General features: G+C 59.1%; 19 protein-coding genes and 2 riboswitches. Of the genes, 5 read left to right on the plus strand and 14 right to left on the minus strand.

Features of this window, described 5'->3' with window-relative positions; genetic code table 11:
• Positions 1 to 385 precede the first annotated feature (385 nt).
• On the plus strand, positions 386 to 1,795 hold the full coding sequence (leuC, locus tag CRP02_RS24925) for a 3-isopropylmalate dehydratase large subunit (protein ID WP_097172574.1): 1,410 nt from the start codon (positions 386 to 388) through the stop codon (positions 1,793 to 1,795).
• A 61-nt stretch (positions 1,796 to 1,856) separates the two neighbouring features.
• On the opposite strand, the gene CRP02_RS24930 is transcribed toward leuC, so the two are convergent.
• The 7 genes from CRP02_RS24930 to CRP02_RS24965 form a co-directional block, all read right to left on the minus strand.
• Complete coding sequence (locus tag CRP02_RS24930; RefSeq protein WP_025594597.1) at positions 1,857 to 3,317, minus strand: M48 family metalloprotease; 1,461 nt, start codon at positions 3,315 to 3,317, stop codon at positions 1,857 to 1,859.
• A gap of 307 nt (positions 3,318 to 3,624) precedes the next feature.
• On the minus strand, positions 3,625 to 4,341 hold the full coding sequence (locus CRP02_RS24940; RefSeq protein ID WP_097172576.1) for an ATP-binding cassette domain-containing protein: 717 nt from the start codon (positions 4,339 to 4,341) through the stop codon (positions 3,625 to 3,627).
• Positions 4,338 to 5,963: a thiamine/thiamine pyrophosphate ABC transporter permease ThiP gene (thiP, locus tag CRP02_RS24945; RefSeq protein WP_097172577.1), complete on the minus strand. Its 1,626-nt coding sequence runs from the start codon at positions 5,961 to 5,963 to the stop codon at positions 4,338 to 4,340. Before thiP ends, CRP02_RS24940 begins: the two co-directional genes overlap by 4 nt.
• Before the next feature lie 19 nt (positions 5,964 to 5,982).
• Positions 5,983 to 6,996, minus strand: coding sequence for a thiamine ABC transporter substrate binding subunit (gene thiB / locus CRP02_RS24950; protein ID WP_097172578.1), 1,014 nt, complete (start codon positions 6,994 to 6,996; stop codon positions 5,983 to 5,985).
• Between the two features lie 38 nt (positions 6,997 to 7,034).
• A riboswitch (TPP riboswitch) is annotated at positions 7,035 to 7,145 on the minus strand.
• A 45-nt stretch (positions 7,146 to 7,190) separates the two neighbouring features.
• The gene (locus tag CRP02_RS24955; RefSeq protein WP_097172579.1) at positions 7,191 to 7,583 is read right to left on the minus strand and encodes a VOC family protein; all 393 of its coding nucleotides are present in this window, start codon (positions 7,581 to 7,583) and stop codon (positions 7,191 to 7,193) included.
• Between the two features lie 91 nt (positions 7,584 to 7,674).
• Positions 7,675 to 9,501 carry an ABC-F family ATP-binding cassette domain-containing protein gene (locus CRP02_RS24960; protein WP_025594604.1) on the minus strand — a complete coding sequence of 609 codons (1,827 nt, stop codon included), beginning with the start codon at positions 9,499 to 9,501 and terminating at the stop codon, positions 7,675 to 7,677.
• A 4-nt stretch (positions 9,502 to 9,505) separates the two neighbouring features.
• Positions 9,506 to 10,159, minus strand: a complete 654-nt coding sequence (locus CRP02_RS24965; RefSeq protein WP_097172580.1) for a thiamine diphosphokinase — start codon at positions 10,157 to 10,159, stop codon at positions 9,506 to 9,508.
• Positions 10,160 to 10,249: 90 nt separating this feature from the next.
• A riboswitch (SAM riboswitch) is annotated at positions 10,250 to 10,326 on the plus strand.
• Positions 10,327 to 10,408: 82 nt separating this feature from the next.
• Between CRP02_RS24965 and metA the strand changes: the two genes are divergently transcribed.
• Both metA and CRP02_RS24975 read left to right on the plus strand, forming a co-directional pair.
• A complete protein-coding gene (metA, locus tag CRP02_RS24970) occupies positions 10,409 to 11,335 on the plus strand; it encodes a homoserine O-acetyltransferase MetA (RefSeq protein ID WP_003516567.1) in 927 nt (308 codons plus the stop codon).
• 74 nt (positions 11,336 to 11,409) lie between these two features.
• Entirely contained in the window at positions 11,410 to 12,429 is a 1,020-nt protein-coding gene (locus CRP02_RS24975; RefSeq protein WP_097172581.1) for an aldose epimerase family protein, read from the plus strand.
• Between the two features lie 15 nt (positions 12,430 to 12,444).
• On the opposite strand, the gene mtgA is transcribed toward CRP02_RS24975, so the two are convergent.
• The gene (mtgA, locus tag CRP02_RS24980) at positions 12,445 to 13,191 is read right to left on the minus strand and encodes a monofunctional biosynthetic peptidoglycan transglycosylase (protein ID WP_003516563.1); all 747 of its coding nucleotides are present in this window, start codon (positions 13,189 to 13,191) and stop codon (positions 12,445 to 12,447) included.
• A 135-nt stretch (positions 13,192 to 13,326) separates the two neighbouring features.
• Here mtgA and CRP02_RS24985 point away from each other — a divergent pair, with 135 nt between their 5' ends.
• Positions 13,327 to 14,241 (plus strand): polyprenyl synthetase family protein, encoded by a 915-nt coding sequence (locus tag CRP02_RS24985; protein WP_097172582.1) that lies wholly within the window; start codon positions 13,327 to 13,329, stop codon positions 14,239 to 14,241.
• A 32-nt stretch (positions 14,242 to 14,273) separates the two neighbouring features.
• On the opposite strand, the gene CRP02_RS24990 is transcribed toward CRP02_RS24985, so the two are convergent.
• From CRP02_RS24990 to CRP02_RS25015, 6 genes are all read right to left on the minus strand, one after another.
• The gene (locus CRP02_RS24990; RefSeq protein ID WP_045020242.1) at positions 14,274 to 14,936 is read right to left on the minus strand and encodes an OmpA family protein; all 663 of its coding nucleotides are present in this window, start codon (positions 14,934 to 14,936) and stop codon (positions 14,274 to 14,276) included.
• Positions 14,937 to 15,001: 65 nt separating this feature from the next.
• Positions 15,002 to 16,252 (minus strand): flavodoxin-dependent (E)-4-hydroxy-3-methylbut-2-enyl-diphosphate synthase, encoded by a 1,251-nt coding sequence (gene ispG / locus CRP02_RS24995; protein WP_038492469.1) that lies wholly within the window; start codon positions 16,250 to 16,252, stop codon positions 15,002 to 15,004.
• Between the two features lie 120 nt (positions 16,253 to 16,372).
• Positions 16,373 to 17,563: an MFS transporter gene (locus CRP02_RS25000; protein WP_097172583.1), complete on the minus strand. Its 1,191-nt coding sequence runs from the start codon at positions 17,561 to 17,563 to the stop codon at positions 16,373 to 16,375.
• Between the two features lie 12 nt (positions 17,564 to 17,575).
• Positions 17,576 to 18,376: a DeoR/GlpR family DNA-binding transcription regulator gene (locus CRP02_RS25005; protein ID WP_097172584.1), complete on the minus strand. Its 801-nt coding sequence runs from the start codon at positions 18,374 to 18,376 to the stop codon at positions 17,576 to 17,578.
• Positions 18,377 to 18,520: 144 nt separating this feature from the next.
• The gene (gene pyc, locus CRP02_RS25010) at positions 18,521 to 21,982 is read right to left on the minus strand and encodes a pyruvate carboxylase (RefSeq protein WP_097172585.1); all 3,462 of its coding nucleotides are present in this window, start codon (positions 21,980 to 21,982) and stop codon (positions 18,521 to 18,523) included.
• A 106-nt stretch (positions 21,983 to 22,088) separates the two neighbouring features.
• A complete protein-coding gene (locus CRP02_RS25015; RefSeq protein ID WP_003516548.1) occupies positions 22,089 to 22,826 on the minus strand; it encodes a LuxR family transcriptional regulator in 738 nt (245 codons plus the stop codon).
• Between the two features lie 337 nt (positions 22,827 to 23,163).
• Between CRP02_RS25015 and CRP02_RS25020 the strand changes: the two genes are divergently transcribed.
• Positions 23,164 to 24,927 (plus strand): glucan ABC transporter ATP-binding protein/ permease, encoded by a 1,764-nt coding sequence (locus tag CRP02_RS25020; RefSeq protein ID WP_097172586.1) that lies wholly within the window; start codon positions 23,164 to 23,166, stop codon positions 24,925 to 24,927.
• Positions 24,928 to 25,142 lie beyond the last annotated feature (215 nt).

Consider the following 25,142-nt stretch of genomic DNA (forward strand, 5'->3'; position numbering starts at 1 on the left):
ATGCAAATGATAAGGGGACCCATCTATATGTGCGACGCAAAATACGCAAGTTGCATTGCATCATAACCAATACCGAAAGGGCTGCGAAACGGGCCCTGATTGCATGATGCGGCGCACATCAAAGCCGCCGGGCACCGTTTTACGGTCTGCGTGCATTCATATTGCCGCCAAACCGGCAATCTGCTATGAAGACCGCCATGGGATCTAAATTCGGATGTCTCGCGCAGAATGTTTATGTGCTGCAGGACCACAAGCGTCTGCCGGCACGGTTTTTTGCGCGCATTTCCGGGGCGCTCAATAGCCGACTTAGGCTCGCCTGACAGCACCCGCTGTCCACCGCCTTACTGAACCCTGATTTTACCTTTCCATGACAAGGCATAGAGCCATGAGCGCACCCCGCACCTTATACGACAAGATCTGGGACGACCACGTCGTCAATCGTGACCCGGACGGAACCTGTCTTCTCTATATCGACCGTCACCTGGTCCATGAGGTGACGAGCCCGCAGGCCTTTGAAGGCCTGCGCATCGCCGGCCGTCCGGTCCATTCGCCCACCCGCACGCTTGCCGTCGTCGATCATAACGTGCCAACCACAGCCGACCGACTGGAAGGCATCAAGAACGAGGAAAGCCGTATCCAGGTGGAAGCGCTTGCGCAGAACGCCAAGGATTTCGGTGTCGAATATTATTCCGAGCGCGACAAGCGCCAGGGCATCGTCCACATCGTTGGCCCGGAACAGGGCTTTACCCTGCCGGGCATGACGATTGTTTGCGGCGACAGCCACACCTCCACCCATGGTGCTTTCGGCGCGCTGGCGCACGGCATCGGTACGTCGGAAGTGGAGCATGTGCTGGCGACCCAGACGCTGATCCAGAAAAAGGCCAAGAACATGCTGGTGCGTGTCGATGGCAAGGTTCCGGAAGGCGTCACCGCCAAGGACATCATCCTCGCCATTATCGGTGAGATCGGCACAGCGGGCGGCACCGGCCATGTGATTGAATTTGCCGGTGAGGCAATCCGCTCGCTCTCCATGGAAGGCCGCATGACGGTTTGCAACATGACCATCGAGGGTGGCGCCCGTGCAGGTCTGATCGCGCCTGATGAGACCACCTTCGACTACATCAAAGATAAGCCGCGCGCGCCAAAGGGCGAGACGTTGGAACAGGCCATCGGCTACTGGAAAACGCTGAAATCCGATGAAGGCGCCCATTACGACAAGATCGTGGTGCTGGACGCCGCCAACCTGCCGCCGATCGTCTCCTGGGGCTCATCGCCTGAGGACGTGACGTCCGTCGAGGGCATCGTTCCCAATCCAGATGATATCGAGGAAGAAAACAAGCGTACTTCCAAGTGGCGTGCGCTGGATTACATGGGCTTGAAACCCGGTACGCGCATCACCGATATCGCCATCGACCGCGTCTTCATCGGCTCCTGCACCAATGGCCGTATCGAGGATTTGCGCGCAGCGGCAAAGATCGTCGACGGCCGCAAGGTCGCGCCCACCGTCTCGGCCATGATCGTGCCCGGCTCCGGTCTCGTGAAGGAACAGGCGGAAAAGGAAGGTCTGGACAAGATTTTCCTCGAAGCCGGTTTCGAATGGCGCGAACCGGGCTGCTCCATGTGCCTTGCCATGAATGACGACCGCCTGAAGCCCGGCGAACGTTGCGCCTCCACCTCGAACCGCAACTTCGAGGGCCGCCAAGGCTACAAGAGCCGCACCCACCTCGTCTCCCCCGCCATGGCAGCGGCGGCAGCCATCGCCGGTCATTTCGTCGATGTGCGCGAGTGGCGGTAATTATCGATAACGTCTGAAACAAAAAACCCCGGATCACAATCCGGGGTTTTTTGTTAGCATCTCATTCCGCAATGATCTTCACCCGCTGGCCGGGTTGAAGCGTCGCGGTGGCGCTCATCGCATTCATCATGCGGAACATGTCGAGCTTGCGGTCGGTCCCCATCATCCGTGCGGCAATCGTTGCCACGGTTTCGCCGGGCTTGACCGTCACCACACGCACGCGCAGAGGTTTTAACGATGCAATCTCCTGCGGCGTCATCTTGCGGAAACTCGTGCGCAACACGTTGGCGATGGAATCGAGCTGCGTGTTACCCTTCGGCACGGCCGTCAGGAAGCGGAATATCTGCTGACCGACACGGATGACGGTAACGTCAAAGTCCCATTTGTCCGCCGTCGCCCGGGCTGTCGCGGCCTCCAGACCGTTGATCTGCGTTTCCTTCACGGTTTCCGGCATCAGGCCGGCAACCCAGCCGCTGGTCAGGTAATTGGCAAGAGTGGTCTGTTTCGGATCGGCCACGCCGTCGAAACGGATCGCCACATCGCCCGGCCCCGTCGCAAGAACGGCCTCCACCTTGTTGTCGATGACGAAACCTTCCGGCACGTCGAAACGGATACCGAGCGTTCCGTGCAGGAAGGTCTGGCCCCGGACATAGCCCTCCTGCGGGCTGTCGCCGTAAAGCAGGCCGTCTATTCCATCCAGAAACCAGTCGCGCCCACGATCCCCGACCTGACCGTCCTGGCCGAAGGCGCGGGCATGCCGGCGTGCAAGCTCGATGCGCTGCGGCGTGTTGGGGTGGCTGGAAAGAAAGTCGAGGCTCTGGTCGTTTTCGGGATCAGCCGAGGAGAAACGCGCATAGGCCGCCATCGAATCCAGAAACCGCGGCGATGCGAAGGGGTCGTAGCCGGCCTCACCCAACATGCGCACGCCAATCACGTCCGCCTGCAATTCCTGCTGACGCGAAAAAGCCGCAAGCCGCAGCTTGCCGCGAGCAAGCGCCTGCTTGCCGGCGAGATCGCTCGACAGAACCTCGGCGACCACGCGGCTTGCAATCACCTCCGCCTCTTCCCGACGCTGGCGCTCGATGCCGTGGTTTGCGGTAACGTGGCCCATCTCATGCGAAAGCACGGCGGCCACTTCCGAGGCATCGTTTGCGAGAGCCAGAAGCCCGCGCGTCACGTAAAGATACCCACCCGGCAGCGCAAAGGCGTTGATAGCAGGCGAGTTGAGGATGGTGATGCGATAGGATTGCTGCGGATTTTCCGAAACGGCCGTCAGCGCGCCGGCGATGCGGGCGACAAGCCGCTCCGTCTTGGCATCACGATATTCGCCACCATAACTCGCCACGATACGCGGATGTTCGCGCGCGCCCATCTGCGCACGGGGATCATTCTTCTGCACCTCTTCCACAGTCTGCGGATTGTCCGAAGGCCGCAAGGTGGACTGGTAGGCCGGGCTGAAGAGAGACTGACACGATGACAGGAATACGGCAGACGCCGTCAGCACGGAACACACGGCAGCCATCCTGCCCGAACGGCGAAGGCCTGAACGGGAGAAAAGCCTCCACTGCGCAGTCATGCTATTTCTCATTCTCTATGCCTGCCCATAACGTTCCTGATCATCCGTTAATTGCAGACCAGAATAACAGATTCGCCCCAGCGAGCCATGAATGTCGAAACGGTAAAAACGATCCATCAAGTCCGGAATATTCCTGAAGAACGCAATAATTCTCGTCTTTTCTCGGGCAACGACTTGAAACTGGCAAGTGCAAATTAACGCCATTGAAGTTATCTAAAGCGATTGCCAGCGGCACGCGTCGAAAATAAGGCGATCAGCCGTTCAGAAAACTGTCGACCGCCTTCACATTTTGTGTGGCGAAGAAATCTGCGGTCGCGCCACTATAGACGACCCGGCCGCGATCAAGAAAAACCACCCGCTGCGCCAGCTTTTTTATGTCGTCTGGATGGTGCGTGACAATAATCACCGTATTTTTTGTTTCGGCATGCAAGTCGAGAAGCAGGGAGGTCATGCCCGCCCGCAGCCCCGGATCGAGCGCCGCGAAAGGCTCGTCCAGCAGCATGACCGGTTTTTTCCGAACCAGCGCACGCGCCAGCGCCGCCCTTTGCCTTTCTCCGCCGGAAAGCGTGCCCGGCAAACGTTTGTCAAAACCCGCAAGACCAACGCGTGTGAGCGCCATGTCGATCCTCTGCCTGTCTTCCGCCCGCAGCTTCAGCCCGGGGCTGATGCCGAGCGCGACATTGGTGAAGATATCGAGATGGGCGAAAAGATTATTATCCTGGAAGATCGAGGAGACCGGTCGCTCGGAAGGATCGAGCGCCTTCATGTCCCGCCCGCCGATCAGGACGCGCCCGGAATCGGGCAATTCAAAACCGGCGATGAGATTGAGGAGCGTCGACTTGCCAGAACCGGATGCACCGACGACGGCAGTCATCTGGCCTTGCGGGAATATACAATCGAGATCGAAATCCTGCGTTCCGAGCTGCAGTCTAACCTTGTCCAGCCCCACGGCAAATTCATCGCCCGTCATATACTCGCCCTTGCTGATTGGGATTGCCGTGAAACGCCGCCCGCGGCAAGCAGCAGGCAGACGACGCCAAGGATGAACGCGTATCCGGCGGCATCGTTGGTGCGGTAGCTGCCCATATTGCTATAGACCAGCCATGGCAAGGTGACGAAATTTTCCGATCCGAACAGGGCGACCGCCCCAAGATCACCAAGCGACAGCGCCATGGCGAAGGAAAACGCCATAACCAAAGGCCGCCAGAGTACCGGCAGATCAGCGAATCGCAGCCGTGTCAGGCCCTGAAGCCCGAGACTGGCGGAGAGCCGGCCGGTGCGCAGAAAATGGCTGGTAAAGGCTGGCTCCAATACCCGCATGGCAAGCGGCAGCGCCATCAGCATATTGATGATCGCCACGAGAACCGGCGCATAAAAGCTGACATCACCGAGAGGCCGCAACAACAGAAACCATCCGCTTCCGAGCACAACAGGCGGCACCAGCAGCACAAGCGAAGACCCAGCGCCGAGCGTGGCCGACAGAAAGCGCAGGGGCTGAGCCACATGCCGTCTTGAACCCACGGCTTGGCGCGCATTGATGATTGCAAAGCAGCAGAGCACAACGAGAGTTGCGGAGAGTGCGGCGATGGCTAGGCTGGTGGCGGCCGCCCGCAGAAAAATCGGCGCCGACAGAAGGCGCGGCAGATCGGCGCTCAAGCCTGAGACGGTTATGGCCACAAGCGGCAGGCCAATCAGCAGAACCGCAAGAATGATTGCCGCCCCATCCCAAAGACGCGCACCAATCCCTTTGCCATCGAAGCGGCGAAGGGGCCGCCCAAGCGAGGCGATCTCTGCCTCGGGCGATGGCAAAAAGGCAAGAAGGCCGAGCAGAACTGCCGTGATTGCAATCTGCAAAACCGAAAGCGCGATTGCCCGTTGCGGATCGAAATCAAACCGCAGCGCCTGGTAGATTGCGACCTCAAGTGTCGTCGCCGCCGGTCCACCTCCCAGCAGAAGCACTAGCGTGAAGCTGGTGGCGCACAGCATGAAGACAAGCCCGGCAATACCGGGAACAAGCCGCGAGACGGCCGGCCACTCGATGAAGCGGAAAACCGAAACCGGCCCCATGCCAAGACTTGCCGCCATCCGCCAATATTCGCCCGGAATCCGCTCCAGCCCGGCCAGCATCAGCCGCACTGCAAGCGGCAGATTGAAAAACACATGGGCGATGAGAATCCCGGAAAGGCCGTAAATACTGAAGGGCTGCTCCGCACCGGCAAAAACAAGGGCAGTATTCAAAACACCCTGCCTGCCCCAGATCGTGATGATGCCGAAGGCGCCGACGATCACCGGCAGCCCCATCGGCACAGCCATCAACCTGATAATCCAAATCCGCCCCGGAAAATGCTGTCTGCGGGAGAGCGCAAGCGCCACCGGCAGGCCGAGAACAATGGAAAGAACAGTGGACAACGTTGCCTGATAGAGCGTGAAGCGCAGGATGCGCAGCGTGTAGGCATCCACGATTCCGGCGGCGGATGTGCCGGCATCGAAAGACAGGAGTGCTGAGACAGCAAGCGCCATGAACAGGAAAACGGCGGCAAACGCCGCCGTTCCGCCAATGATCGACCATCTGTAGTCGCGACGCAGCATCATGCGCGGGCGTGCCTCTTGCTCAGTTCATGCTCATGGCCGCAAGCCATTCGTCGATCCAGGCCTTGCGGTTCTTCGCCACCTCTTCCGGGTCCATCTGGAAGGTCTTCTGCGGCACGACGAGTTTGGAAAATGCCTCGGGCAGGGGCCTGGACGTTGCCGCGACCGGCATCATCCAGTTGTTTTCCGGAATGGCATCCTGAAATCCTGATGTGAGCGTGAAAGCGAGGAACTGCTTCGCCAGTTCCTTGTGCGGCGCGTTTTTGAGAAGGGCGGAAACCTCGATCTGGATGTAGTGCCCCTCGGAAAAAGCCGCGGCCTGATAGCGATCCGTCTTTTCCGAGACCATGTGATAGGCAGGCGACGTGGTGTAGGAGAGCACCATCGGCACCTCACCCTTGGTGAAAAGGCCATAGGATTCCGACCAGCCCGGCGTGACGGTGAGAATGCGCTTCCGGAGCTTCGCCCAGGCTTCCGGTGCCTTGTCGCCGTAAACGGACTTCACCCAGAGCAGCAGGCCAAGCCCCGGCGTGGAGGTGCGCGGGTCCTGAATGGCGATTTTCTGTGAAGGATCGCCTTCCACCAGATCCTTCAGGCTCGTCGGCGGATTTTTTATCGTCTGCGTGTCATAGACAACGGCGAAATGACCGTAGTCGTAAGGGACGAAAATGTCGTCCTTGTAACCGCCCGGCACCTTGGCCGCCGATGCATCGATACCGCTGATATCGAAGAGGCCGGTCTGTTTCGCTTCCGCGACCAGATTGGTGTCGAGACCAACCACGACATCCGCCTTCGACGCCGCCCCTTCAAGCTTCAGGCGGTTGAGCAGCGCCACGCCATCCGCCACACCGACGAAATTGACCGTGCAATTGCACACTTTCTCGAAGGCCTCTTTCACCTTGGGGCCGGGACCCCATTCGGAAACGAAGCTTTCATAGGTGTAGACGGTCAGTTCCTGTCTGTCCTGAGCAGTGGCAAGACCGGGCAGAAACAACGAAACGGCAACGAGGGAATTCAGGAAAAGACGACGGCGCACGGGTATCTCCTCAAAAAACGAAAAGGGAAATAGCCGCTTGCCTTAAGCCGTCTAATCCCTCCGCCGGTATGAACCGGATCAGGTTCTTCGGGTTGGCAAGCCTCTCAGCCTTTTGCACGCAAGCACAAAAGACACCCCGTTAGATCAAGATGATGATGTAGTCCCGCTGTCTCTGATTGGCAAGATGGCTGCCGTCAGGCCTGCTGCACCATGTGCACCAGTTCCCAGACATGGCCGTCGGGATCCTGAAAACTACCGGCATACATGAAACCGTGATCCTGAACCGGTTTCCAGCTGCTGCCACCCGAGGCGAGCGCCGTTTCGATCATCCGGTCGATTTCCTCACGGCTTCCCGCTGTGAGACAGGTCAGGACCTCGGTGCTGCGTGTGGCGTCGGCGATATCGCCATTGATGAAATCGCGAAAACGCTCCTCCTGAAGAAGCATCACGAAGATGTTCTCCTCAACGATCATGCAGAGCGTGCGGTCATCCGAATATTCCTGATTGAAGGTGAAACCGAGAGCCGTGAAGAAGCTTCTCGATGTCTCGATATTCTTGACCGGCAGATTGACGAAGATCATGCGCATTTTCTGAACTCCTCCGAATCCGCACAGGAAACGGCAATTCCGCCTCCCTGTCAAAGGCGGCTGAGACCTTAGTCAAGAAATCGCGACCCACTCACCCTTCAATTTCCTCGCGCAGCATCTCCAGCTCCAGCCATTCCTCTTCCATGGCTTCGAGCTTTTCGCGCAGCTTCGTCATTTCCTGCGCCAGCGTATTGAAGGTAGCCGGGTCCTTGGTGAACAGATTGGGGTCGGCCATGCGCTGCTCACGCTTGGCGATTTCGCCCTGCGCCTTCTCCATTTCCTTTGGAAGGTTTTCGAGCGCAAATTTTTGCTTGAAGGAAAGCTTGCCCTTGGCCTTTGAGGGGTCCTGCGACGCGGAGGCGGAAGGGGCGGTCTTTGCCTTTTCCTGCTTCTCCGCCTTGCGCTTTTCTTCCGCAGCACCCTTGCGTTGCGCCATCATGTCCGAATAGCCGCCGGCATATTCGATCCAGCGTCCATCCGGCTGGTCCGGATTGGCGGGCGCGATTGTGGAGGTGACGGTACGGTCGAGGAAATCGCGGTCGTGGCTGACGAGAATGACCGTGCCGGAAAAGCCCGCAACGATTTCCTGCAACAGATCGAGCGTTTCGATATCGAGATCGTTGGTCGGCTCGTCAAGGATCAGCAGGTTGGTAGGCCGCGCCAGAATGCGCGCAAGAATAAGACGGGCGCGCTCACCACCGGAGAGGTTGCGGATGGGCGTGCGGGCCTGTTCCGGCTGGAACAGGAAGTCCTTCATGTAACCCGTCACATGTTTCAACTCGCCATTGACCAGCAAATTGTCGCCGCGACCGTCGGTGAGGTAATGAGCGAGCGTATCGTTTGGATTGAGATCTTCACGCTTCTGGTCAAGTGTCGCGATTTCCAGATTGGTGCCGAGCTTTACCGTGCCGCTATCGGGCTGAAGCTGGCCGGTCAGCATCTTCAAAAGCGTTGTCTTGCCGGCACCGTTCGGCCCGACGAGACCGATGCAATCACCGCGATGCACCCGCAGCGAAAACGGCGCGATGATCACGCGCTCGCCGTAAGACTTGGTGATTGCGTCTGCCTCGATGACCAGTTTGCCGGATTCCCGCACCTCCGCAGCCGTCGCCTGCACGCTGCCCTGCGGTCCCTTGTGGCCGCGATAGTCCGCACGCATTGCCTGAAGCTCGCCCACACGGCGCATGTTGCGCTTGCGTCTCGCGGTCACGCCGTAACGCATCCAGTGTTCTTCACGCTCGATGGCCTTGCCGAGCTTGTGCTGCTCCAGCTCTTCCTCTTCCAGCACCTTGTCGCGCCATTCCTCGAAATGCGCAAAACCGCGATTGAGACGACGGGACTGGCCGCGATCCAGCCACACGGTCGAGGTCGAAACCTTCTCCAGAAAACGCCTGTCGTGCGAGATCAGCACCAGCGCGCTACGCGTCTGCTGCAACTCGCCTTCAAGCCATTCGATGGTGGGCAAGTCCAGATGGTTGGTCGGCTCGTCCAGCATCAGAATATCGGGTTCAGGCGCCATGACGCGGGCAAGGGCCGCACGCCGCGCTTCGCCGCCGGACAGGCTATCCGGATGTTCCTGTCCCGTCAGGCCCAGATGCTCGAGAATATAGGTAACGCGATAGGGATCGTCGCCAGGTCCCAGCCCCGCCTCGGCATAGGCCTGCACGGTGTCGTAACCGGCAAAATCCGGCGCCTGTTCCAGATAACGGATGGTGGCGGAGGGGTGACGGAAAACCTCGCCCGACTGCGCCTCGACCAGACCGGCGGCGATCTTCATCAGGGTCGACTTGCCCGAACCGTTGCGTCCGACAAGGCAGATGCGGTCGCCCGGCTCCACCTGAAGATTGGCGCCGTCGAGCAGCGGGGTCACGCCGAAGGTCAGCTTGATGTCATCGAGTTTCAAAATTGGGGGTGCCAAGGCGTCAGGCTCCGGTCAGATCATAAGGGCGGGCGAGCACGATGGCTTTTCCGCTTTTCAGCGAGAAATGCACAGGGCCGCCATTCGCGACATTGGAAATAGTGCGGGAAGAGCCGAAAGCAAGCGGGAAATCCTTGAGAGGATAACGCACATTGCCGATATCAAGCCCCACAAGGTCGGTAAACCCGGCAACGGAAAACAGCGTACCGGGTGGCAGATCAAGGTCGAACGACCCCGCCAGCAGCGGGCGGGCCTCCTCTTCGCCGGAGGTCAGCGTAACGTTGAGACCACGCTCAGTCAGCGCCACCGCGTAAAGAAGGTGCTGAAGTGCGTGGTCGCTTCTCGCTCCACCAAGCGCACCGGCAAGCACCAGAGAACGCGCGCCGCGGGCAAGGGCCTCCGAGACCGCAATTTCGCCATCGGTCACAGCCTTTGCAGCGGGATAGGGCTGTCGCACCACATCGGGCCAGGCGTCCAGCAGGTCCTTGTCGGTGGAATCGAAATCCCCCACCCAGAGCTCGGGTGTGAGCCCAAGCGGTGCGGCATGGCGCATGCCGCCATCGGCCGCAATCACACGGCTACCCTCAACCGCCGCTTTCAGGCGGTCGGTAACGGTGACATCGCCGCCAAGCAGAATGGTGAAGCGTTCTCTATCCATGCCCTGCCTTATCGCACCTCAGTCAAAAATGGAAAGGCAGAAACCCGATGAAATCAGCCGATATTGATTTTCGTCGGCTTCGGGATTATGAAACGCCTCAGTGGTGATTTGCCGACCGGCTTGCAGCCACTTTAAAGAAGTCGCTAAAGGGTCGAGGAAAAGGCTAATTTCCTGGGACCGGCTGCGATTTCGTTGCCGGTTTTTTTGTTTTCGCAACGTTCTTTACGTCATCCGAAAAGAGAGTTCGACATGCCGATCAAGATTCCCGATACGCTTCCCGCCTTCGACACCCTCGTTCATGAGGGCGTGCGGGTCATGACAGAAACGGCGGCCATCCGGCAGGATATCCGCCCGCTCCAGATCGGGCTCCTCAATCTCATGCCGAACAAGATCAAGACGGAAGTGCAGATGGCGCGCCTCGTCGGCGCATCGCCGCTGCAGGTGGAGTTTTCGCTGATACGCATTGGCGGCCATCGTGCCAAGAATACGCCGGAAGAGCACCTTCTGTCCTTCTACGAGACATGGGAGGAAGTGCGCCACCGCAAGTTCGACGGTTTCATCATCACCGGCGCGCCCATCGAGATGCTTGACTATGAAGACGTGACCTACTGGAACGAGATGCAAAAGATTTTCGACTGGACGCAAACCAACGTCCATTCGACGCTGAACGTCTGCTGGGGCGCGATGGCCGCCATCTACCATTTCCATGGTGTGCCGAAATACGAACTGAAGGAAAAGGCTTTCGGTGTCTATCGTCACCGCAATCTCTGCCCCTCATCGATATATCTCAACGGTTTTTCCGACGACTTTCAGGTTCCGGTCTCACGCTGGACGGAAGTGCGCCGCGCCGACATCGAAAAACACCCGGAGCTCGAAATCCTGATGGAGTCAGAGGAAATGGGCGTATGTCTGGTGCATGAAAAAGAGGGCAACCGGCTCTATATGTTCAACCACGTCGAATATGATTCAACCTCGCTTTCGGATGAATATTTCCGCGACGTGAACTCGGGCGTTCCAATCAAGCTGCCGCATGATTATTTTCCGCACAATGATCCGGAGCTTGCCCCGCTCAACCGCTGGCGCAGCCATGCCCATCTGTTTTTCGGCAACTGGATCAACGAGATATATCAGACGACGCCTTATGATCTCGAAGCGATCGGTAAACTAGCGGCGTAAATTGCGGGATTGCGAATTGCCGGAAAATGACGCAACGTCCGCCGGCAATTCAAAAATATCGGGAGAATGACGCAATGAGCGACGCGGCGGCACGGGAGAATTTCGGTTTCACGGCAACCGGCGAAAAGGTTGAGCGCGTCACCATCTCGAAGGGCGGGCTGACGGCCAAGGTTATCACCTGGGGCGCCGTCATTCAGGACCTGCGCCTCGATGGGCACCAGCCGCCGCTCGTTCTCGGCTTCGATACATTCGAAGACTACAAATATTCATCCTATTTCGGCGCCACACCCGGCCGCAACGCCAACCGTATCGGTGACGGAAAATTCTCGATCGACGGGCACGAATACCAGCTGGAACTGAACGAAAAAGGCGTCAGCCACCTGCACGGCGGCAGCGACGGCATGGGCAAACGTAACTGGATGCTGATGGAACACGGCGAAAGCCATGCGGTTCTGCAGATCATCGATCCCGACGGCCGCGCCGGTTATCCCGGCAATTGCACGGTGACCGCGACCTATACGATCCGCGACGGCGGCGTGCTTTCGGTGATCTATGAAACGGTGACCGACCAACCGACCATCGCCAATATCTGCCAGCATTCCTATTTCAACCTCGACGGTGCTGATACCGCACTTGGACATGAGATCAGCATCGCCGCTGACTTTTATCTGCCAACCAACGACAAACAGATCCCGACAGGCGAAATCCGCTCTGTCGAAGGCACCGTCTTCGACCTGCGCCACCCGACGCCGATGCGGCGAACGGAGGATGGCGAGCAGGTGCTCTACGACCATAATTTCTGCCTTTCGCCCGAGCGCCGCGCCAAGCGCAAGGTTGCCCGCGCCTATTCGCCCGCCTCCGACATTGCCCTTGAGGTTCACACCACCGAGCCCGGTGTGCAATTCTATTCAGCCTTCAAGCTCAATGTTCCCGTTCCGGGCCTCGATGGCCGCCATTATGGCCCCTTTGCCGGTTTTTGTCTGGAAACGCAGATATGGCCGGATGCCGTCAATCATCCCGATTTCCCATACGCGGTCCTGCGTCCCGGCGAGACCCTGCGTCAGGAAACCGACTATATTTTCAAGAAGGGTTGAGGCGGCGCGCTGGGCTCAGTCCAGCACACACCCGACATAGCCGCCCGATGCCCGGGCACGCCGTTCGATAAGGCCGGCAAGCCGTTGCAAACCACGCCCCGGCTTGCTGGCAACGCGATCGATGGGATTGGGCAGGGAAACGGCAAGCAGTGCCGCCTGGCGGGAGCTGAGCTTTGCCGCCGGTACCTTGAAATGGTGCTGTGCTGCGGCCTCGATGCCGTAAATGCCGGGTCCCCATTCGGCAACGTTGAGATAAATCTCCATCATCCGTTTTTTGGACCAGACGAAATCGGCAGCAATCGCCAGCGGCAACTCCAGTCCCTTGCGCAAGAACGAGCGGCCGTTCCAGAGGAACAGGTTCTTGGCCGTCTGCATGGGAATGGTGCTGGCGCCACGGGTGGAGGCCCCCTCGAGCGCATTGTTGACAACGGACTGCATCTGGTTCCAGTCAACGCCGCCGTGGAAACAGAATTGCCCGTCCTCGGACATCATCACGGATTGCACAAGGCGCGGCGAAATATCCTCGAGCGGCACCCAGCGCCGGTCATAACCCTGCAGTGTCACCAGATCGGCAAGCATCAGCGTCGAGACCGGCCGCATGAAAGGCAGGGCATAAACCGGGATCAGCAGATAGGGCAGGATCAGCAACGCCAGCAAGGTCATGATGATACGCTTTGCCAACGTGCGAAAATCCACCTTCGGACTGCTCCGGTCTTCCGCCAGCACGGCGTAATCTGCGTCGCTTTCAGGCGTACTGCTCAATATTCGTCAAAGCCCCGCACCAATCGAAGCCTTTCATATTCCATTGCCGCCTTCAAGGCGAGTCCGGTCAAACAGTTGACCTCAGGAATCACGAAAAGGTTGCCTGGTCCCGCGCGCCATGCCAAAGAGCGCGGCATGGACGCTCAGATGACGAATTTCGAAACGAAGCTGCGCGATAACGCGGCACAGACCGAATCCCTGCTTGGTCGCCTGCTTTCCGCAGAGGCGCGTGCGGATGAGATTACGCGCCCGCAAAACCTGCTCGACGCCATGCGTCATGGTGTGCTGAACGGCGGCAAACGCCTGCGGCCCTTCCTGGTCATAGAAAGTACGGCCTTGCTCGGCGGAAATGCCGAAGCAGCCCATCATGTCGGTGCCGCGCTGGAATGCCTGCATTGTTACTCGCTGGTGCACGACGATCTGCCAGCGATGGATGACGACGACCTGCGCCGCGGCCAGCCGACAGTGCACCGCAAATTCGACGAGGCAACCGCCATTCTCGCAGGCGACAGCCTGCTGACCCTCGCCTTCGACATTGTCGCATCGGACGAAAATCCTCTTCAGGCAGACCGCAAGGCGGCTCTCGTTCTCTCCCTTGCCCGCGCCGCAGGCATCGGCGGCATGGCGGGCGGTCAGGCGCTCGATCTGGCTGCGGAAAAGAACGCACCTGATGAGACCGGCATTATTACATTGCAGGCTATGAAAACCGGTGCGCTGCTGCGCTTCGCCTGTGAAGCAGGCGCGATCATTGCCGGCAGCGATGTTTCCGAGAGGCAAAGACTGCGCCTCTTCGGTGAAAAGATCGGCCTTGCCTTCCAGCTTGCCGACGATCTCCTGGACCTGACGGCCGATGCCGCCACCATGGGCAAGGCAACCGGCAAGGATGCCGCACGCGGCAAGGGAACGCTGGTGGCACTACGCGGTGAAGACTGGGCGCGCGGCAAGCTTCAGGAACAGGTGGCGGAAGCCTCCGAACTTCTGGCCCCCTACGGCGAAAAGGCCGCGATACTCATCGCGGCCGCCAGATTCATCGCCGAACGGAAAAGCTGAGCCGGTTTCCCGGCTCACCGTTTTTCAGCCAATCAGCCCTTGAGCGGCGAAATCAGCACTTCGACGCGACGGTTCTGGGCGCGGCCATCCGGCGTTGCGTTCGAAGCGATCGGCTGCGAGGGGCCGAAGCCGAGTGTCGAAATACGGCGCTGGTCGACGCCGCGTGCGCCGAGATAGTTTGCAACAGACGCCGCACGACGCTCGGAAAGCGCCTGGTTGTGCTGCTGGCTGCCGGTGGAGTCGGTATGGCCGTTGATGTCGATGAGCGTGCGGTTGAACTTGTTCAGCACGATGCCGACGGAATCCAGCGTCTGATAGAACGGCGGGATGACCTGATCCTGATCCGTCGCGAAGGTGATGTTCGACGGCATGTTGAGAACGATGCTGTCGCCACGGCGGCTAACGGAAACGCCCGTACCCTGAAGCTGGGCGCGAAGCTCAGCCTCCTGGCCATCCATATAGTTGCCAATTGCGCCACCGGCGAGTGCACCGATGCCGGCGCCGATGAGGGCTGCGTTACGGCGACCGACCGGCGAACCGCCGACAGCCAGACCACCGAGAGCACCAACGACAGCGCCGATACCAGCGCCGCCCGCCGTGTTCGACATCTTCTGCTCACCCGTATAGGGATCGGTGGTGGTGCAGGCGGAAAGATAGGTCCCGCAAAGGGCAACGATCGCGATTTTTTTGATCATGTGTTTTGATGCTCCGAAGGGTTCAGGCGGTATGACAGTGGAATTTCGGCATTTTCACGGTAGTTTTACTCCGCCGCATCTTTCCGGCCAAAACGCTTTTCGATGTAATCGATCACAAGCGCTTCAAAATCCGCGGCGATGTTGGGACCGCGCAGGGTGAGCGCCTTCTCGCCATCGATGAAGATCGGTGCGGCGGGGCTTTCGCCGGTTCCGGGCAGTGAAATGCCGATATCGGCATGTTTGCTTTCGCCGGGGCCATTAACGATGCAGCCCATGACGGCAACATTGAGTGCTTCCACACCGGGATATTTTTCACGCCAGATCGGCATGTTCTTGCGAATGTCATTCTGGATATTCTGGGCAAGTTCCTGAAAGACGGTAGAGGTGGTGCGCCCGCAGCCGGGACATGCCGCGACAACTGGAATGAACTGTCGGAAACCCATGACCTGCAGCAATTCCTGCGCCACCTGCACCTCGCGGGTGCGGTCGCCGTTCGGCTCCGGTGTCAGCGACACGCGGATCGTGTCGCCAATACCGTGCTGCAGCACATAACCCATGGCGGCAGACGAGGCGACGATGCCCTTGGAACCCATGCCCGCTTCGGTAAGACCGAGATGCAGTGCGTGGTTGGAGCGTTCCGACAGCATCGAATAAACGGCGATCAGGTCCTGTACCTGGCTGACCTTGGCAGACAGGATGATGCGGTTGCGCGGCAGGCCGATTTCTTCGGCAAGCTCTGCGGAAATCAGTGCCGACTGGACGATGGCTTCGCGGGTGACCTGACGGGCAGAGAGCGGAAAACCCTGCTCCTTGTTCTTGTCCATCAGCGTCGTCAGCAATTCCTGATCGAGCGACCCCCAGTTCACGCCGATGCGAACCGGCTTGTCATAACGGATCGCCATTTCGACGATTTCGCCGAACTGCTTGTCCTTCTTGTCTTTGAAGCCGACATTGCCGGGATTGATGCGGTATTTCGCCAGTGCTTCCGCACAGGCCGGATGATCGGCCAGAAGCTTGTGGCCGATATAGTGGAAATCGCCAATCAGCGGCACGTCCATGCCAAGGCGCAGCAGCCGCTCGCGGATTTTCGGCACAGCGGCAGCACTCTCATCGCGATCGACGGTGATGCGCACCATTTCAGAACCGGCCTGGAAAAGTGCCGCCACCTGCTGCACGGTGGCGTCGATATCCGCCGTGTCGGTATTGGTCATGGATTGTACGACGACAGGCGCACCGCCACCCACGATGACGCCCCCTACGTCGACGGCAACGGATGCACGGCGGGGCTTTGGATCGTAATCGGCGTGTGACGTCATGGCGGTCTCTGGAGCTTGCGGCAAGGTCTGGCAATTGAGGTGAAACAAGGGGGCCTTGTTGTCAACACCCAACGCATAAGAGCTTCTACTTTACCGCAATCATGGCAAAATTCGAGACGCCTATTCCTTGCCCGCACCATCCGCATGCCGGGCGAGCCGCGAAAGCAGCAAAACCACCACATGCAACAACGGCAGAGCGAGAAATACGCTGGCAAGGCCGGTATGTTCGGCAATGAAGCCGATAGCCGAGGGTGCTACCAGAATCCCGGAATAACCCATGGTGGTGACGACCGACAGGCCGATGCCGGGTGCCAGTCCCGGCATGTTCCCCGCCGCCGAAAAGGCGATCGGCACCATGTTGGAAATACCGATGCCGGCAATCGCGAAGCCGATGATCACGAACGTGGAATTTCCCGCAAGACCCGCAATCAGCAGACCCGCAATCGACATGACCGAGCAGAACCGCAGGGTGTTGACTGCGCCGAACCGGTCGCGCACCAGATCGCCGGCAAAACGCATGGCCGCCATGGTCATGGAAAAGGCCGCGAAAGCGAAACCGGACTGGGACACGGAAGCGCCGAGTTCATTGCGCAGATAAAGGGCACCCCAATCGAGGATCGCGCCTTCCGGAATCATCGAAAACAGCGCCATCAGACCGATAATCCACGGCAAGGGCGTCAGCGGCAAGCCACCTTTCGGACGCTCCTCCTCGGCATGCGGGCGATCCGCAAGAACGCGCGGCCACGCGACGACGAGCAAGACAAGGGCGATGAACGTCAACGCGATCGCATGCCCCTGCACGCCAATGGCCGTGATGAGATATCCGCCAAGACCGGCGCCGATCAGGCCGCCCAGGCTCCAGAAAGCATGGCACGACGACATGATGGCGCGGCGCATGTCACGCTCGACCGCCACCGCATTGGCGTTCATGGCGACATCCATCGCCCCCGTCAGCCCGCCGAACAGGAAAACCGCAATCACACCTGCCCAGATCGTGTCTGCCCAGGAGATGAAAAGCAGTGTCGGCAAGAAAATAGCCGCACTCGCAAGGCTAACCGTTCGCGATCCGAAACGGGCGATCTGGGAACCGGCGATCGGCATGAAAACCAGCGAGCCGACGCCGAAAACCAGAATGATCAGGCCAAGCGCACTTTCACTGAGGGATAAGCGCGCCGCAAATTCCGGTATTTTGGGCGCCCACGATCCCATCATGAAACCGTTCATCAAAAACAGCAGGGATACACCGAGCCTGTGCCGCGTCAGATAGGACGAGCGCTTGACCGTCGGCGAAAATGTCGTGGGGCCGTTCATCGGTAATATCCTTCAGACTTGACCGTGAGAGAGTTGGACGGCGTCATCGTCGCCGAAATGAACTTGTACGCCTTTAGCCGACAGCGCCTCGACCAATGTGCGGTCGGCGTCATGTTCCAGCACCAGGGAAAGAGGCGGAGAAAAGTCGTGCACGTGAAACGCCGCCTTGTGGCCCAGCTTTTCCGTGGTGATGGCGGCAACAATCCGCTGGCTGGCGCTGCAGGCAAGCCGCTTGAACACGGCATCCTCGAAAATATCCGCCGACAGGCCGGTCTCAGCCGCAACACCGCAAACGCCGAGAATACACAGCTCGGGCCGCATCAGCTCAAGTTGTCGCAACGCCATGGCGTCGATGGCCGCACCGACGGCCGGATCAACCTTTCCGCCGATCATGATCAAATCGATATCGGCCCGCCCCGTGAGTTCAGCGGCAATAGCAGGCGTATTCGTTACCACCGTCAATTTGAGACCGGCGGGGATAACCCTTGCAATGGCCAGATTGGTGGAGCCGGCATCGATGAAGACGACCATGCCCGGCTCAAGAAGCGGCATTGCTGCGCGCGCCAACGAAGCCTTGCGATCGGCATCCTCGGCGATCCGTGTCTTCAGCGGCACCGTCTTGCTATCGGAAAGCAACGCCCCGCCATAAACGCGCAGACACTCCCCACGCGCCGCCATATCCCGCAGATCCCGGCGGACCGTATCTTCCGAAACGCCGAAATTTTGGGCCAGATCCTGCGCAAGCACTCGGCCGCTTTGCCGCAGCTGTGCAAGGATGAGCGCCTGCCGCTCGCTGACAAAATGATCGCTCATCGGGACTCATGCATAAACGGGAACAAACGTGCACGAACATGCATATTTGAGTTTTAGCGAAGGTGCAACAGCAAAACGCCCGCCGGGAGGGCGGGCGTTTATAACGAAAGACAAAATATCGCGGCTAGCGATGCCGTATGAGCATCATTCCGCGTAGGCGATCAGCAGATCCTTTGCGTCGATCTGGTCACCCGGGCGCACGAGAACCTCGGCGACCTTGCCATCGCGTTCGGCGTGAAGCGCGGTTTCCATCTTCATGGCCTCGATGGACAAGAGCACGTCGCCGGCCTTGATCTCCTGACCCTGATTGATGAAGACGCGGCTGATGACACCCGGCATCGGCGCACCAATATGTGTGCCATTGCCGAGTTCCGCCTTGCGACGCACCGCAGAGCCGGAGGCGCCATGAGCGCGATCCGGCACCTTGATGCGGCGCGGCTGTCCGTTGATCTCGAAGAACACCGTCACCATGCCCTTATCGTCAGTGCCGGAAGAGGCCTGATTGACGATGACCAGCGTTTTGCCGCGCTCGATATCGGCAAACAGCTCTTCACCGTCCTCCATGCCGTAGAAATACGCATGGGTGGGAAGCACGGAAACCGGACCGTAAGTCTCGGAGGTCAGCGCGAAATCGGTGAACACCTTCGGATACATCAGATAGGATGCGAATTCGAAGTCGTTCACGGAACGCTCGAGTTTGGTCTCGATCGCCTTTCTTTCCGCATCGAGATCGGCATCCGGCAGCAATGAGCCGGGACGAACCGTATAGGGCGCGTCACCCTTCAGCGCCTTTTTCTGCAAGGCTTCCGGCCAGCCGCCCGGCGACTGCCCAAGATCGCCCTTCAGCATCGAAACCACCGAGTCCGGGAAGGACACTTCGCGATCAGGATTTTCCACGTCGGCGACCGTTAGATCCTGGCTCACCATCATCAGCGCCATATCGCCGACAACCTTGGAGGACGGCGTGACCTTGACGATATCGCCGAACATCCGGTTGGCGTCGGCATAGGCCTGCGCGACCTCGTGCCAGCGGCTCTCAAGACCGAGCGAGCGCGCCTGCTCCTTGAGATTGGTGAATTGCCCACCGGGCATTTCATGCAGATAGACTTCCGAGGCAGGGCCCTTCAGATCGCTTTCGAAAGCCGCATACTGGTTGCGCGCCGACTCCCAGTAGAACGAGATGCGGCGGATCCATTCGGTATCGAGGCCGGTATCGCGTTCCGATCCGGCCAGCGCTTCCACGATGGAACCGAGGCAGGGCTGGGACGTGTTGCCCGAAAGCGCATCCATGGCAGCATCCACCGCATCCACGCCCGCATCGACGGCGGCAAGCACGGTCGCAGCCGCAATGCCGGATGTGTCATGCGTGTGGAAATGGATAGGCAGGCTGGTCGCCTCCCTCAGCGCCTTGAACAGCACCTTGGCAGCGGCAGGCTTCAGAAGTCCCGCCATATCCTTGACGGCGATGATGTGCGCGCCTGCACGCTCCAGCTCGGCGGCGAGGTTGGTATAATATTTCAGGTCGTATTTTGGACGCGCCGAATTGAGGATATCGCCCGTGTAGCAGATGGCCGCTTCGCAGAGCTTGTTCTCTTCGGCGATCGCATCCATCGATACGCGCATATTCTCCACCCAGTTCAGGCAGTCGAACACGCGGAACAGGTCGATACCGCCCTTTGCAGCCTGACGGACGAAATATTTAACGACATTGTCGGGATAGTTCTTGTACCCGACGCCGTTCGCACCGCGCAGCAGCATTTGCAGCAGCAGGTTCGGCGCACCCTCGCGGATCAGCGCCAGGCGCTCCCACGGGTCTTCCGTCAGGAAGCGCATGGAAACGTCGAAAGTGGCGCCGCCCCAGCACTCCAGAGACAGAAGCTGTGGCAAGGCCTTGGCATAGACGCTTGCGACGCCGGCAATGTCATGGGTACGCATGCGCGTGGCCAGCAGCGACTGATGGCCGTCACGCATCGTCGTGTCCGTTACCAGCACCCGCTTTTCGTTGCGCATCCAGTCGGCAAAGCCCTTCGGCCCCAGCCGGTCGAGCAATTGCTTGGTGCCATCAGGCGTCGGCGCATCGATGTAGGGAACCACCGGCTGTGCCGCATTTGCCGGCGGCTTGACGCGGCCCTTGGTTTCCGGATGCCCGTTCACCGTCACATCGGCAAGATAGGTGAGCAGCTTCGTAGCGCGGTCCTGACGCTTGACCTGTGCAAATAGCTCCGGCGTCGAATCGATGAAGCGGGTCGTATAGGTGTTGTTGCGGAAACTCGCGTGGCCAATGATAGCCTCGAGGAAGGTCAGGTTGGTCGCAACACCGCGAATTCGGAATTCGCGCAGCGCGCGGTCCATGCGGCTGATCGCTTCATCCGGCTGCGGCGCCCAGGCCGTTACCTTCACCAAAAGCGGATCGTAATAACGGGTGATGATCGCCCCCGAATAGGACGTCCCGCCATCCAGACGAATACCGAACCCGGAAGCCGAGCGGTACGCCGTTATACGGCCGTAGTCGGGAATGAAATTGTGCTCCGGGTCTTCCGTGGTGATACGGCACTGCAGCGCATGGCCGTTGAGGCGGATATCTTCCTGTTTCGGCACACCCGATTCCGGCGTGCCGATGGCGGCCCCTTCCAGAATATGGATTTGCGCCTTGACGATATCGATGCCGGTCACGACTTCGGTAACGGTATGCTCCACCTGAATGCGCGGATTGACCTCGATAAAGTAGAATTTGCCGGTATCGACATCCATCAGATATTCGACCGTGCCGGCGCCGATATAATTGGTCGCAGCCGCGATCTTCAAGGAATAGGCGGCCAGTTCCTGACGCTGCGCTTCGCTGAGATAGGGTGCCGGCGCGCGCTCGACCACTTTTTGATTGCGGCGCTGGATCGAACAATCGCGCTCGAACAGATGCACGACATTGCCGTGGGTATCACCGAGAACCTGGCTCTCGACGTGGCGGGCGCGCTCGAGCAGCTTTTCGAGATAGACCTCGTCCTTGCCGAAAGCGGCCTTCGCCTCGCGCTTGGCCTCGGTGACCTCGCGTGCCAGATCCTCCTTTTTGCGGATGGCGCGCATGCCGCGACCGCCGCCGCCCCAGGAGGCCTTCAGCATCACGGGATAACCGATCTCTTCGGCCAGCCGCTCCACCTCGGCCATATCGTCCGGCAGCGGCTTGGTTGCCGGAACAACGGGAACACTGACCGAGATCGCCAGATTGCGGGCGGCAACCTTGTTGCCGAGCTGGCGCATCGTATCTGCCGTCGGTCCGATGAAGGTGATGCCAGCCTTGTTACAGGCCTCAACGAATTCGGGGCTTTCGGACAAAAGGCCGTAACCGGGATGGATCGCGTCCGCGCCGGAAAGTCGGGCCACGCGGATGACCTCCTCAATCGAAAGATAGCTCTCGATCGGTCCCATATCCTTGGCGAGATGCGGACCCCTGCCGACCTGATAACTTTCATCCGCCTTGAAGCGGTGCAAAGACAGCTTGTCCTCTTCCGCCCAAATGGCGACGGTTTTTATCCCCAGCTCGTTCGCTGCCCGGAAAACTCGGATCGCAATTTCGGATCGGTTGGCAACAAGTATTTTCGATATTTTCAAGACGGTCTCCCCACACGCCAAAACAGAATTTCTGCTGCACTGCGGAATTAAGCAGCAAAACCCGGTCTTGAAAAGGGTAATTCGGGAGAGAAGCGTACTGTCGTAACTAGCTCAGCAAGCCGTTGCGAAAGGCGAGTGCTACAGTGTGCTGCCTGTTCTTGGCGCTGAACCGGCGCTGGATTCCATTGATATACCAGTCGACCGTATGGTTGGAGATCGATAGCTGGCGTCCAATTTCCGTTGAGGTCATGCCATCAGCCATCAGCGTCAGCACTTCCATTTCCCGCCTTGTAAGTTCAAGAGCGGAAACATTCGGCGCGTTGTTGAGGTTATGGACCTGACCTGAAAGATCGAGCAGACGCCAGAACACCGCGCGCGTGGCCGCATCCAGCAGCTCAACGTGCAACGAGGGCAATTGCCGGTCCTCGCCGCCAAGGAACACCGCGCCGATGAATCCCGCGCGCCCGTGCACCGGAAAGGCATACCCACCCTGCAGACCGTAACGGCCGGCATCGTGAAAAAACACATTCGCCCTTTTTCGATGCATCGCGCGGGGCAGGCCCTCAAGCGCCTCTTTCCACTGAAACGGCTTGTGCACCATGCCGATCACCTTACGGACGGGATCGACGAGATTATATTTCTTGGCGCGGTAGACCTCGATCCACCCTTCCGGGAGATGTTGTGCGAGAATCTGGCCGGTGGAAGCGAGCTCCCCGGTCATCCGCCGGCTGACGAGGAAATATTCGAAACCATATTCGCGAATAAGCGTTACAAATTCGGAGCGAACACGATCAGCGTTTCCCGCCTGGTAGCACGCAGAGATAAAGTGAAGAATATCATGCATAAAGACACATGCCCGGAGCTTGGCTGGAAGGGATGACATGAAGGACAAGGTCCCGCGAGGACGTCATGTTACTCGGGCGCCGGTCGGTTCAGACTGAACATATCGTCGTTAGCAATCCCTGAAACGAATATGCAAAATCTTGTGACGGCATCCCATAGAAACATCGGGTTCAGTTTTTTTTCGGTTCGCACGCGTGCTCGGTTTGTTAAGCCGCCATTCAGACTGAAAGAGCGATAATTACACAAATTTCGCCGTCTCATGCAACCTTGCTAAAACAGCATTGTATTGAGACCGAACAATCAACCGCTCGAAACAGACGCTGGACTGGATTGAAAATTTGACCTTGTTTCAGGTTTACACACGCGCCCTGCGCTATCTGACCGTACATAAATGGCGGGTGTTGATCGTTGTCATCGCCAACATCATTCTTGCAGCGATCACCATTGCCGAACCCGTGCTGTTTGGACGGATCATCGACGCCATCTCTTCCGGCTCCGATGTCACGTCCATCCTCATCCTGTGGGCGGGTTTCGGCGTCTTCAACACCGTGGCTTATGTCGCTGTTGCCCGCGAGGCCGACCGGCTGGCCCATGGCCGCCGCGCGACCCTGCTGACGGAAGCCTTCGGGCGGATCATCTCCATGCCGCTCTCCTGGCACCATCTGCGCGGCACTTCGAACGCGCTGCATACGCTTCTGCGCGCCAGTGAGACGCTGTTCGGCCTGTGGCTCGAATTCATGCGCACGCATCTGGCGACTTTCGTCGCGCTCGTGCTGCTTATTCCGACAGCCATGGCCATGGACCTGCGCCTCAGCTTCGTCCTGATCGGTCTTGGCATCGTCTACTGGTTCATCGGCAAGTGGGTGATGGGCCGCACCAAGGACGGCCAGGCTTCGGTCGAGGAGCATTATCACAGCGTTTTTGCCCATGTCAGCGATTCCATCAGCAACGTGTCCGTCCTGCACAGCTACAACCGCATCGAAGCTGAAACGAAGGCGCTGAAATCCTTCACCGAAAAACTGCTGAGCGCCCAATATCCGGTGCTCGACTGGTGGGCTTTCGCAAGTGCCTTGAACCGCACCGCCTCCACCGTTTCGATGATGATCATCCTCGTCATCGGCACCGTGCTGGTGAAGAACGGCGAATTGCGCGTCGGTGACGTCATTGCCTTCATCGGTTTCGCCAATCTTCTTATCGGCCGTCTCGATCAGATGCGTCAGTTCGTGACCCAGATTTTCGAGGCGCGCGCAAAGCTCGAGGATTTCTTCGTGCTGGAGGATTCCGTCAAGGAAAGGGAAGAACCGGGCGACGCCCGCGAATTGTCCAATGTCTCCGGCACCGTGGAGTTCCGCAACGTCAATTTCGGTTTCGCCAACACCAAGCAGGGCGTCCACGACATCTCGTTTACGGCCAAGGCCGGCCAGACGATTGCCATCGTCGGACCGACGGGCGCGGGCAAGACCACGCTCATCAATCTTCTGCAGCGTGTCTATGATCCGGATTCAGGCCAGATTCTGATCGATGGAACCGACATCTCGACGGTGACGAAGAACTCGCTCAGAAACTCCATCGCCACGGTGTTCCAGGATGCCGGCCTTCTGAACCGCTCCATCCGCGAAAACATCCGCCTTGGTCGCGAATCTGCAACCGACGCGGAGGTCGTGGAAGCAGCAGCAGCTGCTGCTGCGACGGATTTCATCGACAGCCGTATCACCGGCTACCTGACCCAGGTGGGTGAACGCGGCAACCGTCTGTCCGGTGGCGAGCGCCAGCGTATCGCCATTGCGCGTGCTATCCTGAAGAACGCTCCCATCCTGGTCCTTGACGAGGCAACCAGCGCGCTGGACGTGGAAACGGAAGCACGGGTTAAGGCCGCCGTGGACGCGCTGAGAATGAACCGCACGACCTTCATCATCGCCCACCGCCTTTCCACGGTTCGCGATGCCGATCAGGTGCTGTTCCTCGATCAGGGCCGTATCATTGAAAAGGGCACGTTCGACGAGCTCAGCCAGCGTGGCGGACGCTTCACCTCGCTGCTGCGCACCAGCGGCCTGCTGACGGAAGACGAGGGCCAGCCCCGGCCGAAAGCCATCGCCTCCTGACACTCTGGCTTACGGAATATAATAAGGGCGGGTACCGTGGTGTCCGCCCTTTTTCTTTGTCCGTTTTCCAAGGTCTGCAAAGCAGCGGACATTTGCCTTGAAAATGCAGGCAAGCGCCCGGGCCTTAGCCTGGCCATCAGCATTCAGCGATCCAACAGCGCAGAAACATGGCTCTGTAAAACTGCTCTGCCTACGTGCCACGTCGAGAGGAGCAC

The sequence above is a fragment of the Rhizobium sp. AN5 genome (assembly GCF_900215255.1).
Taxonomy (GTDB): domain Bacteria; phylum Pseudomonadota; class Alphaproteobacteria; order Rhizobiales; family Rhizobiaceae; genus Agrobacterium; species Agrobacterium tumefaciens.